Source organism: Arthrobacter sp. 05N33_2, from assembly GCF_056397425.1.
In genome coordinates this window covers 1-13,796 of record NZ_JBFTNJ010000079.1, presented here as the reverse complement: position 1 = coordinate 13,796, position 13,796 = coordinate 1, and the positions used below count along the sequence as shown (strand labels likewise).

Here is a 13,796-nt window from a genome sequence, read left to right as displayed (position 1 = left end):
GTCTCATGGTCTCAATGCTCGCTTTTGTCTCTGGAATCAAGAACCGCCTCTCGGACGAGGAAAAGGGCGCCACCGCCGTTGAATACGGAATTATGGTCGCCCTGATCGCAGTCGTTATCATCGGCGCGGTTACCACCCTTGGCACTAACCTCAACACCGCTTTCGGCGACATCGCCCGCCAGGTCGCACCGCCGGCAGCACCGTAGCGGCCAACCGCCCACAACGCACGCCACTCTGCCGGCTGTCCGCCACACCGGGCAGCCGGCAGAGGCGTTTCGGCGACGGCACTCCGGCGCGGCAAGCCGCGCCCAGGCTGACGCCCTAATGTGCGCCCAAGCAATCTTGAGGTTTTTCCCAGAGGTGAGGAATTAATCATGAAATCTCGTTTAGTCGCGGGGCTGGCTGCGCTAGTCCTGGCGATCGCCGGCACCCTGATGCTGGTAAATTACGTGTCGAATGCAGACCGACGGGCACAAGAGTCACTCCAGCCCGTCGACGTCGTCGTGGTCGATTCGGCGGTTCCGGCCGGCACCACGGTGGAAGACCTCCGTTCCCACGTCAGGCTCCGGTCCATTCCGGATGCGGCAAAGGCCGCCGGCGCGTTGTCTTCGCTGGACGGCATCACAGGTCAGGTCACGGCCGTGGCCTTGGAACCGGGCGAACAGTTGCTGGCAAGCCGGCTGGTGGACCCGTCCCAGCGTGTCACCGCGGGCGCAGTGCAAGTACCCGCCGGCATGCAGGAAGTCACCGTTCTCCTTCCCCCGGAAAGCGTGGTCGGCGGCACCCTCCGAGCCGGAGACCTGGTGGGACTCTACGTAACCCAGGGGGATCCTGCGGCTCCGCAAGTCATGAGCACTCAGCTGGTCTTCGACAAGGTTTTGGTGACAGCAATCCAGCAGGCGCCGCCCAGCAGCGGAAACACGGCGGATGGAACGTCCGCCGTTCCCACCGGCTCCTCGTTTGTGACCCTSGCCCGCAATTCCACTGACTCCGCCAARATCATTCTCAGYGCCCGCGTAGGCAATATCTGGCTGACCAAACAAACGGCGAAGACACCGCCAAGCCAGCGAACAGCCGTCACCACCAGCGGGATCTTTCAATGAGCCGCTTCCTAGTCCTGACCTCCTCCCCGGAGTTCGAGCGCCATCTCGCCTCAGCCCTGGGCGACACCCACGACGTCCAGGTCCTCGCCTCCGAAGCCGCGGGCGGCAGCCCCGGCCACCTGCTGGCCCAAAACTTGGGCGGTCCCATCGACGTGATGGTCTTCGGCCCGGACGTCCGGTCGGAGCAGATGCTCGCCCTGTCGGCAAGCCTTGAGCACACTTTCCCGGACATTGTGCTCGTGCTGGCGGCAGTCGCGGCACCCGAGCTCACGCTGGCCGCCATGCGGTCCGGCATCCGCGATGTCCTGCCGCCGGACACGGAGCCTGGACGAATGCGTCAAGCGTTGGAACACGCTGCCGAAACGTCCWGGAGCCGCAAGCAGATTGCCTCCGATGATGCCAGCCAGAAACGGGTCCGTGGGCGGGTGATCTCCGTGATGTCCCCGAAGGGCGGGGTGGGCAAGACCACCGTTGCCACCAATTTGGCCGTTGGACTGGCCAAACTGGCACCGATGGGGGCGGTCATTGTCGATCTCGACCTTCAATTCGGTGACGTGGCCTCAGGGCTTGGCCTGGAGCCGCAGTACACCATCAACGACGCAGTCTCGGGTGCCGCGTCCAGTGACGCCATGGTGCTCAAGGCTTTCCTCAGCCCGCATCCGTCGGGGGCGTACGCCATGTGTGCGCCGCGCCGTCCGGCAGACGCCGACCTCATCAAGCCGGCGCACGTAACAACTCTGATCAACCAGCTCTCTTTGGAGTTCCCGTTTGTCATTTTGGATACGTCACCGGGGCTCGGGGAAGAGGTCCTGGCCGTTCTGGAACTGGCCACCGATGGGGTCTGGGTTTGCGGCATGGACATTCCCAGCATCCGTGGGCTCAACCACGGACTGGACGTGCTGCGGCAACTGGACCTCATGCCCCCGTCGAACACGATTGTCCTCAACTTCGCCGACAAGCGCAGCGGACTAACCGTCCAAGACGTTGAAGCGACGGTTGGCCTGCCAGTGGACATCATCCTGCCGTGGTCCCGCACATTGCCGTTTTCAACGAATGCCGGCGTCCCGCTAATCCAGGACAGCCGTCGGGATCCTGCCCTGAAAGGGCTGAGAAACCTGGTTGCGCTTTTCGGGCAGAATTCGTCCTCACCCGCAAGCCAGCGTCCAAACCGAAGGGGCGAAAAGCCATGAGTCTCGTTGACCGACTTGAAGCCGTCCGAATGGCCACGGAAGGCCCCGCCCGGCCAGACCATACGCCCGGTATCGCCATGGTTCCAGTGCCTGCGGCGGCCGAACCCGTCGGCACCAATCTGCTGGGAACCCTGGCCGTGGCACCCCAAGCCAACTCCTCGGACGCCCTGGCGGGGATCAAGAAGCGCGCGGCCGAAGAGCTGACAGCCCGCCTGGGCAATCGCATCACCGACAGCAGCCTCGACGAAGGCGACGTGCGGCGCATGGTGCGCGAGGCCCTTGGCTCCTTTATCGATGACGAGCAGGTCCCCCTGACACCGGAAGAAAGGCGACGCCTGATCCGGGAGATCGTGGACGAAGTCCTGGGCCTCGGGCCGCTGCAGCGGCTTCTGGACGACCCGCTGGTCTCCGAAATCATGGTCAACGGCGCTAGCCGCATCTATGTGGAACGCGGCGGACGGCTGCACTTGACCGGGACAACCTTCAGTTCCGATGCCCACCTGCGCAGAGTCATCGAAAGGATTGTCTCGCGGGTGGGACGCCGCATCGACGAGTCCTCGCCGCTGGTTGACGCCAGGCTTGAGGACGGCTCGCGAGTCAATGCCGTCATCCCGCCACTCGCCGTGGACGGCCCGTCCTTGACGATCCGAAAGTTCTCCGCCGTACCCCTGACCGTCGAGGACCTGATCAAGTTCGACTCCCTCTCACCGGCCATGGCACAGCTGCTCCATGCCTGTGTACAGGCACGCCTGAACATCATCGTCTCCGGTGGTACCGGCACGGGAAAAACCACACTGCTCAACGTTCTTTCCTCGTTCATTCCCGACGACGAACGCATCGTCACCATTGAGGACGCCGTGGAACTGCAACTGCAGCAGGAGCACGTGGTCCGTTTGGAAAGCCGGCCTGAAAACATCGAAGGCCGCGGAGCCGTTGGCATCCGCGATCTCGTCCGGAACTCCTTGCGAATGCGCCCGGACAGGATCGTAGTTGGCGAAGTCCGGGGCGGGGAAGCCCTGGACATGCTCCAGGCCATGAACACCGGCCATGACGGATCCATCTCCACCGTGCACTCGAACTCCCCCCGGGACGCGGTAGCCCGCATGGAGACCCTGGTGCTTATGGCGGGGATGGATCTTCCACTGCGGGCCATCCGCGAACAAATCGCCAGCGCAGTCCATCTGATCGTCCAGTTGAGCAGGCTGAAGGACGGCACGCGTCGGGTGACCCACATTACTGAAGTCCTCGGAATGGAAGGTGACGTGGTGACTCTCCAGGACGCATTCGTCTTCGACTACGCGGCGGGCGTCGACCAGGATGGCCGGTTCATCGGCAAGCCCGTTCCCACGGGTGTCCGCCCGCGCTTCGTCGAACGGTTCGCCGACCTGGGAATCAGCATCCCCGGCGAAATCTTCTTCCCCGCCTCCGCCAAGACAGGACGGTGAGCACCGTGACCCACGACTACGCTCTGCTAGCCGGCACCGTACTCATTCTGGTTGCCTTTGCCCTCGCCCTTTTTGTCGCGTTCCGTCCCCGGTTTACGGACATCCACGTCGATCGGAGGAGGCCGCCGGCGGAGTCCAACTCCTCGATGATTTCGAAGCTGAGCGGCGTCACAGTTGCCGCCGTGGAGCGTCGCGTCGGGCACAAGAGTAGCGGCCCATTCGGCCGCGATGCACTCAGCGAGGCCGGCCTGAAACTCCAGCCCTCCGAATTCATCGTTCTCATCCTGGTTGCCTCCTTCATTCTGGGCCTGGCAGGCTACGTGCTGCAGGGCTGGCTCCTCACCGTCCTGTTCGCGGTCATCGGTCCGGTGGGCGCTAAGGCGCTACTCTCCCTCAAAACGGGGCGCCGCCGCGCCGCCTTCGAGGGTCAGCTCAGCGACATGCTCATGTCCGTCTCCGGCAGCCTGCGCGCAGGCCACAGCATTGCCCAGAGCATGCACACGGCCAGCGCCGAGATGCCGGCTCCGATGGGCGAGGAACTCGCCAGGATCGTCAACGAGGCCAGGGTCGGCCGGCCGGTTTCGGAATCGATGGCCGAGGTCGGCCGCAAGATGCAATGTGAAGACTTCGAATGGCTCAGCCAGGCGATTGAGATCAACCGTGAAGTCGGCGGCGACTTGGCTGGGGTCCTCGACCATGTCGCGGAGACTGTGCGCGAAAGAGCTCAGATCAAGGGCCAGGTCCGCGCCTTGGCGGCAGAAGGAAAGTTCTCGGCATACATCCTGATTGCGCTGCCGTTCTTTGTCGCAATCTTCATCAATCTCGTCAACCCGGGATACATGTCGGTCCTGACAACCACGGTGCTGGGCTGGGTACTCATCACAGCCAGCGTGGTCATGATGGTCATCGGCTCCTTCTGGATCAGCCGCATGGTCAAGATCGAATTCTAAAGGAGCTGAGCACATGACCCCCACAGTCTGGCTGCTGATCGCCAGTATCATCCTTCCTTTGACCTACTTCACCTGGTCCCTGATCGGCGTCGACAGGGCTTCCGGCCGCGTGATCCAATCGAGATTGGCTGCCGTTTCGGCCCCGCAGGCAGGGGCCTCCCCGGCTGGCCCTCACTGGCTGCTACGTCTTGCCCGCAGGCTGACACCCGCTGCCTATGTGTCCCACTTGGACCGGATGCTCGGGAACGCGGGCCGGCCGGCCTCCATGCCGTTGGATCGCCTCTTGAGCCTGAAACCGCTAGCGGCCCTTGGCGGAGTTCTGTTGGCACTACTTTTCGGCGGCACAAAGAGTCCGCAGGGGGTCCTGCTGTCAGTGTGCCTCACGGCAGCCTGTTACTTCCTCCCGGACCTTCTGGTCTACAACAGCGGCACGAAACGCCAGGCGAGATTGCAGCTGGACCTGCCCAATGTCTTGGACCAATTGCTCATCTCGGTCGAGGCCGGCCTCGGCTTTGAAGCCGCAATGGCCCGCGTGGGGACGAGCGGGAAGGGTCCGCTGGCGGACGAGATGGTGCGCACCCTGCAGGACATCCAGGCCGGCAGAACCCGCCGTGAGGCCTACAAGGCCATGGCCGCGCGGTCCACGGTTGCGGATTTGAAGAGTTTCGTGGGTGCCGTCATCCAAGCCGATGTGCAGGGCCTTTCTGTCGCCCGGGTCCTGAAACCCCAAGCGGACCAGATGCGGATCAAGAGACGTCTTCGGGCAGAGGAAAAAGCAATGAAACTTCCGGTGGCCGTGGTATTTCCGTTGCTTCTCTTTATTTTTCCGCCGCTGTTTATCGTCATCCTCGGCCCTGCCGTCATCAAYGCAATCGCYACRTTTTCGGGCCGGTAGCGAAAGCAKCYAAGCCGGCAYGCAATTCATCMCYCACCTCGCYGGAGTGGGYAGRAATCAACCAGATTGTAAGGAGCAACAGATGTTTAGGTCCAGGACAGGACATCGAAAGGTTCGGGATGGCCGGCAGCGCGGTGCGACGGCAGTTGAATTTGCCTTGGTGCTTCCCTTGCTCCTGTCCATGCTCCTTGGAGTGATCGATTTTGGGACGGCCCTCGGGCAAAGCGTCAGCCTGCAAGGGGCGGCACGCGAAAGCGCACGGCAGGGAGTCACACAGGGTGATGTCATTGCGTCCGCCAACCGCGCACGGGGGTCGCTTGACAGCACCAGGCTCCAGGTGCGATTCGCCGTCGACACGTCGGCTGGGGCTCCCGGGCTTATGGTTGTCTGCCTGCGCTACCCCCAGTCGTCGCTGAGCGGATTCTATTCGTGGGCACTCGGCGGCGTGTTCGAAGCAAAAGCCGTCATGAAAATGGAAAGCCCCGCGACCGTGGCCGCGGGCGCACAGCGTTGGACCGGAGGAACATGTACCCCCTGACACCAGGATCGATCCTGAAGTGGATACGTCGCGTCGGTAGTAACCGGGGGCCAGTGAACGACACGAACATGCGCGGTAAGGCAAACCGGCAGCGCGGGGCGGCGACGGTCATTTTCGCGTTGCTGGTTCCCGTACTCTTCGGAGCCCTTGCGATGGGCGTCGACGTCGGCAAGCTGGTCTACGAGCGCCAGCACCTGAGCAATGCGCTGGACGCCGCCGCACTGGCTGGTGCGTCATACCTCCCCGGCGACCCGGTGGCCGCCCGCAACGCCGCGGCGTCATTCGCCCGGGCCAACGACCCCGCGGCGGCGCCCACGGTCAACTTCTGGTGTGTGGTGGCGTCAACAGGCGCCGGCCGGACCGTGCTGAGCAGCCAGATCCCGAGCGTCTGCAATCCCGGAACGATCGCCGGAGCCAGGTGCAGCGAAACCATTTGCGCGATCCCCTGCATCCCGGGGGGTAGCAACGCCTGCAATTCGATCACCGTGACCGACGATAAGGACGTCGCGTTCAGCTTCGCGCCCGTGATCGGGATTAATACCGGCAACACCGGCTCGCTGGCGTCAGATGCCTGCAAGGGTTCCTGCGGCTCCCAGATCCCGAATCCGATGGATATTGCCATAGTGGCAGACCGAACCGGCAGCATGAGCACCGCGAATCGGGACCTGATGGTCGCCGGGATCAAGAGCACCCTCCAAACCATGACCCGGGATCAGCAATACGTGGCGCTGGGCACAATCCACCGAAGCAAGACATCTCCGGGAAGTTGTATCACCACGCCATCCACGGACAACACAGGTCCTTGGATCCCGGTTCCGTTCTCCAACGACTACACCCAAAACCCCGCAATTCCAGGCGGAACGCCACCACTGAACGCGGGCAGCACGCTGGTCAAGGGCCTGACCTGCCTGTCGGCTTCGAGCGGAGGAACGTATCTGGCGGCGCCGCTGAAAGCCGCCTCGCGGTACGTGCTTGGCACACCCAGCCTGCCCTCGCGCGCTGGAACGGCACGCAAGGCCATCATCCTGGAAACGGACGGCCAACCCAACGAGCAAAACGTCGCGGGATCCGACAACTCATTGAACAACGCAAACGACATCGGGACTACCAACGCGTCAGCTGCGTGCAACAACCTGAACGCGGTCGCAACCAACGCCAAGGCGGCGGGCCTGCTCATCGTGACAGTCGCATTCGGAGACGCAACAAGCGCGCAGTGCGGCAGCGGCGGCGCGTTTGTCCGGAACGTCCTGGCCACCGCGGCGTCGAAGGACTCACACGGCATCCCCAGCGACGCCGACAACGACTGCTCCACAGCGGCGCTCCGGAATATCGAGAACTCCGACGGAGACTTCTTCTTCTGCGCAGCAAGCGGAAACGAACTCGGCCCGATCTTCGTCTCTGCGGTCAATGCGATCAGTTCCAACTCCCGGCTGATACGGATCCCGAGCTGAATGATCGGCCGGCGTGCACGGGGCCGGCCGCAGGAGACCCAGATACCGGACCCCCTTGGACCAGAGCCAAGGGGGTCCTTCTGTGGGCCCGGCTACAGCAATGTTGCATTCCAGGCGCAAGATGCGCGCAGGGAATGTACAGGAAACGTGCAGTTTGGGAAGCCTTGGCACAGGAAGCGGCAAAGGCAATCGTCGGCGTGTCGGCGGTTGCTAAGTTCCTCTCAGTGCTGGTGCAGGGCCAGCCTCCCAACTCGCTCAGGAGTCACCAATGCGTTCCATTCTCTCCAGCTTCGCAGCCCGTCTTCGCCGCGACCAGCGCGGCGCCACCGCCGTCGAATACGGCATCATGGTCTCCCTCATCGCGGTCGTGATCATCGTCGCCGTCACGATGCTCGGCGGCACTTTGGCGACCACATTTGAATCGGTATCGTGCAGCGTCAGCGGTAAGTCGTACACGGCAGCCGTGCCGGCAAGCACCGGTGTGACTGCAGCGGCCTCTTCCTGCCGCTAGTCCGACTGCCAGCGGGTGGCAGTGGCCTTGGGCCGCTGCCACCCTGTCGCATCCAGAGCCCACACTCGAACGGAAGGCGGTCGCCCATGTCCAAAACATCGGAGAGGGGCGCCGTCGCCGTGGAATTCGCTCTTCTCGCGCCAATTCTGGTGATGCTGCTGCTCGGCATCAGCGAATTCGGCCGGGCCTACAACGCCCAGGTCACCCTCTCCAGCGCCGCCCGCGAAGGCGTCCGGGTCATGGCCATCAGCAACAGCCCCAGTGCTGCGCGGACGGCGGCCAGGAATTCAGCCACCGCGCTGAAGCCGGCGCTCAGCGACACCAATATCACCATCACCCCCGCCACCTGCGCCACCGGAATCCAAGTGACCCTCAAGATCACTTATTCGCTCTCGACGATGACCGGCATCGCGGGTCCGTTCACCATGGAAGGCAAAGGAGTCATGCTGTGCGGCGGCTAGCAGCGCCACCAGCCAACGGCGAGCGCGGCGCCATCAGCATCCTGGTCGCGATCCTCATGGTTACCCTGTTGGGGTTCGCGGCGCTGGCGGTCGACGTCGGCATGCTTTATGCCGAGCGGACCCAACTGCGCAACGGGGCTGATGCCGCAGCCCTGGCCATCGCGCAGAAGTGCGCGAAAAACATCAACGACGCCGATTGTTCCACCACCTCCGCCCTCGCCCGCAGCCTCGCCGATAGCAATGCTGCTGACGGGAAAAGCAACGTTGCCGACCTCGTACTGGACAAGGCCGCCCGCACCGTGAAAGTGACAGCCGGGGCACAGGAAACCGGGAAAGCGCCTAACCGGGTTACCCTGTTCTTCGCCCGGGCCTTGGGCCTTTCAAGCGCCGAAGTAACCGCTACCTCCCGCGTGGAGTGGGGAACGCCGTCCACGGGCACGATCCTTCTGCCCCTGGCCATTGCCCAATGCAAGCTCAACCTGCCGCCAGGTTCGCTGGCTGGCGCCGAACAGGTCCTGGACATGGATTCCGGCGGCTGTGGCGAGATCCCGGGTGGCTTCGGCTGGATTTCGGACAGCGATGCAAAATGCGGAGTCACCCTGTCAGCCGGACAAGCAAACAACTCTGGCGTTTGGTTTTCCAGCAACACGGGCGCGAGCGCACCAGGCGAATGCACCGCTGCGGACTTGAGCAAGATGAACGACCAAACAGTCCTTTTCCCGCTGTACGACGTGGCCACCGGCAACGGCTCCAGCGGCAAGTACTACGTGAAGGGATTTGCCGCCTTCCATGTCACTGGTTACCACTTTGCCTCTAACAGCTGGTCATTAGGCGGGACGCTCAAGAACAAGACCATCAGGGGCTACTTCGTGCGATATGTCTCTTTGTCCGACGCCTTCGCACTCGGCGCAGCACCGGACTACGGGACCTCAATAGTCCGCCTTACCATTGGAGTGCCCTAACAGTGAAGTCACGCTTATTGGCAGGAATCGCGGCCCTGGTGCTGGCCGTCGTCGGGGCCGTCCTGGTAGTCAGCTACGCGCAGGGCGCCGACAGCAGGGCAGTGCAGGGCCTGCAGCCCGTCACCGTTCTCGTGGTGTCGAAAGCTGTGCCGGCCGGGACGTCGGTCGCGGCCCTGAAAGCTTTCGTGACCAGCCAGGATCTTCCCGGTAAAGCCGTCACGAAGTCGGCTCTCACGAACTTGGACGGGCTGGCCGGCAAAGTCACCGCCGTCGACCTCCTCCCCGGCGAGCAGCTCGTCGCCGAGCGGCTGATTGAGCCGGAGGCACTAAAGACGAGCGGAGCGATTGAAGTGCCTAAGGGCCTGCAGGAGGTTTCCTTCCAGCTCGAGCCGCAGCGGCTCGTCGGCGGCCGACTCGCGGCGGGCGACCATGTGGGTGTCTTCATCAACCTCAAGGACGGCGGCCTCGAGGCGAAGGCCGACAAAGAGACGACCCAGCTGACGGTACACAAGGCTCTCGTGACGGCGGTCCAGCGCGCCCCGGCAGTTGCCCCGTCCCCGCAGCCCTCCGCCGCCGGCTCCCCCGCGGATGCCGAGGACACGTCGCTGCCCACCGGCTCCATGATCGTCACTGTTGCCGTGAATGATATGGACGCCACAAAGATTGTCTATGCCGCAAACTTCACGGAATCGGCCAGCATCTGGCTGAGCAAGGAACCGCTCAACGCCACGGACAGCGGCCGCCCCGGCATCGTGACGCGACCAGAGGTGTACAAATGAGCCGCTTTGTCCTGATTTCGCCGAACACTGATTTCGATGCCCGCGTCCGCCAGGCCCTGGCCGGCGGCCTTCCGGGCGGCCTGCAGACCTTCGCGTTCGTCAATCCCGCGAACCCGGCGGAGCTCTTCGCCAGCCTCAACCAGGAACGGCCCGAGGTCCTGATCTTGGGACCGGACGTGCCGGTGGAGGACGCCCTGCGCCTGGCGACGGTATTCGACGTCCAGCTTCCCGAACTCAGCGTCATCCTGGTCGGCGAGGCTGATCCGAACTTCGTCCTGCTGGCCATGCGGGCCGGCATCCGCGACATCCTCAGCCCGGCGGCGGACCCGGCCCAGATCCGGGTGCTGCTGGAGCGGGCCTGCCAGTCGTTCGCCACCCGCAACCGAACCACGGCGGCCAGCCAGCCTGACAGCGCCACGGGGTTGGTGATCGGCGTCTTCTCCCCCAAAGGCGGGGTCGGCAAAACCACGATCGCCACCAACATCGCCATCGGACTCGGCAAAGTGGCGCCCATGGGCGTGGTCATTGTGGACCTGGACCTGCAGTTCGGGGACGTGGCCTCAGGCCTGTACCTGCACCCGGAGCACACCGTGACCGACGCCGTCTCGTCCGCGGCCAGCCAGGATTCCCTCGTCCTCAAAGCCTTCCTCACCGTCCATCCCGGGAGCATCTACGCCCTCTGCGCCCCCCGGACGCCCGAGGAGGCCGACGACATCACACCCCAGCAAGTCACGCGCCTGCTCGAACAACTGGCCGAACAGTTCCAATACGTCGTGGTCGACACCGCACCCGGGCTCCCGGAGGTCGGGCTGGCCGCCCTCGAGCAGTGCACCGACGCCGTCTGGGTGACTGCCATGGACGTGCCGAGTATCCGCGGGCTGCGCTCCGGCCTGGATATCCTCCGGCGCCTGGACCTGCTGCCCGAGACCCGCCACGTGGTGCTGAACATGGCGGACTCGAAGTCCGGGTTGAGCGTCCAGGACGTCGAGGCGACCATCGGCGCGCCCGTGGACGTCAGCATCCCGCGGTCCAAGGCAGTGGCGTTCTCCACCAACCGCGGCATCCCGGTCCTCCAGGACGGACGCAAAGATCCTGCCATCAAGGGACTGAAACAGCTCGTCAACCGGTTCGATCCCGCCTGGCGCGCCACCGCCCAGAAGAAACTGCACCGCCGGGTGGTGGTCTGATGAAACTGTCCGAACGGCTCCGCTCCGCCGAGGGAACGATTGCGTCCGCCCCACGGGCCGAATCCCCGCAGGCCGCATCTCCGTTGGCCATGTCCCCCACCGGAGGAAGCGCGACGACGGCGGCAGCGCCGGCCGCCGTCGTGCTCCAGAAGACTGACCGCCCACCGCTGCCGGCTTTCCCGGAGCACCAGGACTCCCGCGCCCGGGGCCAGCAGCCCGTCGACGCTTTCGCCGCCCTCAAACAGCGGGCCGCCACTGCGTTGTTCGAGCGCATGGGAACCCGCTTCAACGATTCGGCAACCACGGAAGAGGACCTCCGCACCTCCGCGCGGGAGGAGCTGACGCGCATCATCGACGCCGAACAGGTCCCCCTGTCCGCCGAAGAGCGCTCCCGGCTGGTCCGCGACGTGGCCGACGACGTCCTGGGCTACGGCCCGTTGCAGCGCCTCCTGGACGATCCCGCCGTCACGGAAATCATGGTCAACCGGATGGACCAGATCTACGTGGAACGCAACGGCAAACTGACCTTGACGGAGTCGCGGTTCAGCTCCGAGGACCACCTCCGCAAGGTGATCGAGCGCATCGTTTCCAAAGTGGGCCGGCGCATCGATGAGTCCTCGCCCCTCGTGGATGCTCGGCTCGAGGACGGGTCCCGCGTCAATGCCGTTATCCCGCCGCTCGCCGTCGGCGGTTCGTCGCTGACCATCCGAAAGTTCAGCAAGGTGCCGCTGACTGTCCGGAACCTCATCGAGTTCGGCACGTTGACGCCGGAAATGGCGGAACTGCTGAACGCCTGCGTGAAGGCCAAGCTCAACATCATCGTCTCGGGCGGCACCGGCACCGGCAAAACGACACTGCTGAACGTCCTTTCCTCGTTCCTGCCCCACGACGAGCGGATCGTGACGATCGAGGACGCTGTCGAACTCCAGATCCAGCAGGAACACGTGGTGCGGCTGGAAAGCCGGCCGTCGAACACCGAGGGCAAGGGCGAGGTGACCATCCGCGAGCTGCTGCGGAACTCCCTGCGCATGCGACCGGACCGGATCGTGGTGGGCGAGGTCCGCGGCGGCGAATCGCTGGACATGCTCCAGGCCATGAACACAGGCCACGACGGGTCGCTCTCGACGGTGCACTCCAACTCGCCCCGGGACGCCGTGGCCCGTCTGGAGACGCTGGTGCTCATGGCCGGCATGGACCTGCCGCTGCGCGCCATCCGGGAACAGATCGCCTCGGCCGTCAACCTGATTATCCAGATCTCCCGGCTGCGGGACGGCACCCGGCGGATCACCCACGTCACTGAGGTCCAGGGCATGGAGGGCGACATCGTCACGCTCCAGGATGCCTTCGTGTTCGACTACGCCGCAGGCGTCGACGCCCACGGCCGGTTCCTTGGCAGGCCCGTCCCCACCGGCATCCGCCCGCGTTTCATCGACCGTTTCGAGGACCTGGGCATCCATGTCTCCCCCGCTGTGTTTGCCGCGCCGCTGACCCCGGCTGGAAGGGCGTGATCTGTCCATGACTCTGCTGCCCATCGGCGTCGGCCTGCTCTTCAGCGCAGTGGTGGTCCTGGGATTCGCGCTGCTCTCCCCCGGCGGGGCCAGTGTCCCCTTGGACCGGCGCAGGCCCGTCCAGGGTCAGGCCGACTCGCAGCTGACGCGGTTCGCCGGCTCGGCCGTCCACCTGGTCGACGGATTCTTTTCCGGCCGCAAAGTCCGGCTCTTCAACCGCGAGTCGCTGGAACAGGCCGGCCTGCGCCTGGGCCAGGCCGACTTCTACGTCCTGCTCCTGGCCGGAGCGGTTGCGGGGGGCCTCGCCGGGTTCGTCGTCGCGGGCCCGTTGCTGGCGGTCCTTCTGGTGCTCCTGGCGCCGGTCGTGGGCCACCTCGTGCTCCGCATCCTGGCCGGCAAGCGCCGCACCAAGTTCGACCAGCAGCTCGGCGATACCTTGCAGCTGCTGTCCGGCGGCCTCCGGGCCGGGCACAGCATCATGCGCGCCATTGACGCCGCCGCGTCCGAATCCCAAAGCCCGACGTCGGAAGAGATGCGCCGCGTGGTTACAGAGACCAGCCTGGGCCGGGACCTCCTGGACTCCCTGAGCGACACCGCGGACCGGATGCGGAACGAGGACTTCGTCTGGATCGCCCAGGCCATCCAGATCAACCGTGAAGTGGGCGGGAATCTGGCCGAAGTCCTGGACCAGGTCAACGAGACCATCCGCGAGCGCAGCGAGATCAAAGGACACRTCAAATCCCTCGCCGCCGAGGGAAAGTTTTCCGCGTACATCCTCATGGCCATGCCGATCGGGATCGTGGTGATGCTGATGCC

General features: G+C 64.6%; 15 protein-coding genes. All 15 read left to right on the top strand.

Annotated features, from left to right (window positions below; translation table 11 throughout):
* Nucleotides 1–206, top strand: a 206-nt coding sequence (locus AC1DHX_RS18660) for a Flp family type IVb pilin (protein WP_476900341.1), incomplete at its 5' end; no start/stop codon positions are given.
* 168 nt (nucleotides 207–374) lie between these two features.
* Complete coding sequence (gene cpaB / locus AC1DHX_RS18655; RefSeq protein WP_476858978.1) at nucleotides 375–1,103, top strand: Flp pilus assembly protein CpaB; 729 nt, start codon at nucleotides 375–377, stop codon at nucleotides 1,101–1,103.
* A complete protein-coding gene (locus AC1DHX_RS18650; RefSeq protein ID WP_476900340.1) occupies nucleotides 1,100–2,293 on the top strand; it encodes a CpaE/TadZ family protein in 1,194 nt (397 codons plus the stop codon). Before cpaB (AC1DHX_RS18655) ends, AC1DHX_RS18650 begins: the two co-directional genes overlap by 4 nt.
* On the top strand, nucleotides 2,290–3,738 hold the full coding sequence (locus tag AC1DHX_RS18645; protein ID WP_476858980.1) for a CpaF family protein: 1,449 nt from the start codon (nucleotides 2,290–2,292) through the stop codon (nucleotides 3,736–3,738). The genes AC1DHX_RS18650 and AC1DHX_RS18645 overlap by 4 nt, the downstream gene beginning before the upstream one ends.
* The gene (locus AC1DHX_RS18640; RefSeq protein ID WP_476858981.1) at nucleotides 3,735–4,688 is read left to right on the top strand and encodes a type II secretion system F family protein; all 954 of its coding nucleotides are present in this window, start codon (nucleotides 3,735–3,737) and stop codon (nucleotides 4,686–4,688) included. The genes AC1DHX_RS18645 and AC1DHX_RS18640 overlap by 4 nt, the downstream gene beginning before the upstream one ends.
* Nucleotides 4,689–4,701: 13 nt before the next feature.
* The gene (locus AC1DHX_RS18635) at nucleotides 4,702–5,583 is read left to right on the top strand and encodes a type II secretion system F family protein (RefSeq protein WP_476858982.1); all 882 of its coding nucleotides are present in this window, start codon (nucleotides 4,702–4,704) and stop codon (nucleotides 5,581–5,583) included.
* A gap of 82 nt (nucleotides 5,584–5,665) precedes the next feature.
* Nucleotides 5,666–6,121 carry a TadE/TadG family type IV pilus assembly protein gene (locus tag AC1DHX_RS18630; RefSeq protein WP_476858983.1) on the top strand — a complete coding sequence of 152 codons (456 nt, stop codon included), beginning with the start codon at nucleotides 5,666–5,668 and terminating at the stop codon, nucleotides 6,119–6,121.
* Nucleotides 6,122–6,174: 53 nt separating this feature from the next.
* Nucleotides 6,175–7,572, top strand: coding sequence for a pilus assembly protein TadG-related protein (locus AC1DHX_RS18625; protein ID WP_476858984.1), 1,398 nt, complete (start codon nucleotides 6,175–6,177; stop codon nucleotides 7,570–7,572).
* A 268-nt stretch (nucleotides 7,573–7,840) separates the two neighbouring features.
* The gene (locus tag AC1DHX_RS18620) at nucleotides 7,841–8,083 is read left to right on the top strand and encodes a Flp family type IVb pilin (protein ID WP_476855701.1); all 243 of its coding nucleotides are present in this window, start codon (nucleotides 7,841–7,843) and stop codon (nucleotides 8,081–8,083) included.
* Nucleotides 8,084–8,169: 86 nt separating this feature from the next.
* On the top strand, nucleotides 8,170–8,544 hold the full coding sequence (locus tag AC1DHX_RS18615; RefSeq protein ID WP_476858985.1) for a TadE/TadG family type IV pilus assembly protein: 375 nt from the start codon (nucleotides 8,170–8,172) through the stop codon (nucleotides 8,542–8,544).
* A complete protein-coding gene (locus AC1DHX_RS18610) occupies nucleotides 8,532–9,506 on the top strand; it encodes a pilus assembly protein TadG-related protein (RefSeq protein ID WP_476858986.1) in 975 nt (324 codons plus the stop codon). The genes AC1DHX_RS18615 and AC1DHX_RS18610 overlap by 13 nt, the downstream gene beginning before the upstream one ends.
* 17 nt (nucleotides 9,507–9,523) lie before the next feature.
* Nucleotides 9,524–10,285 carry a Flp pilus assembly protein CpaB gene (cpaB, locus tag AC1DHX_RS18605; protein ID WP_476858987.1) on the top strand — a complete coding sequence of 254 codons (762 nt, stop codon included), beginning with the start codon at nucleotides 9,524–9,526 and terminating at the stop codon, nucleotides 10,283–10,285.
* Nucleotides 10,282–11,472 (top strand): CpaE/TadZ family protein, encoded by a 1,191-nt coding sequence (locus AC1DHX_RS18600; RefSeq protein ID WP_476858988.1) that lies wholly within the window; start codon nucleotides 10,282–10,284, stop codon nucleotides 11,470–11,472. The genes cpaB (AC1DHX_RS18605) and AC1DHX_RS18600 overlap by 4 nt, the downstream gene beginning before the upstream one ends.
* Nucleotides 11,472–12,980 carry a CpaF family protein gene (locus AC1DHX_RS18595; RefSeq protein ID WP_476851473.1) on the top strand — a complete coding sequence of 503 codons (1,509 nt, stop codon included), beginning with the start codon at nucleotides 11,472–11,474 and terminating at the stop codon, nucleotides 12,978–12,980. Before AC1DHX_RS18600 ends, AC1DHX_RS18595 begins: the two co-directional genes overlap by 1 nt.
* A gap of 7 nt (nucleotides 12,981–12,987) precedes the next feature.
* A partial coding sequence (locus tag AC1DHX_RS18590; RefSeq protein WP_476900339.1) for a type II secretion system F family protein occupies nucleotides 12,988–13,796 on the top strand: 809 nt, incomplete at its 3' end.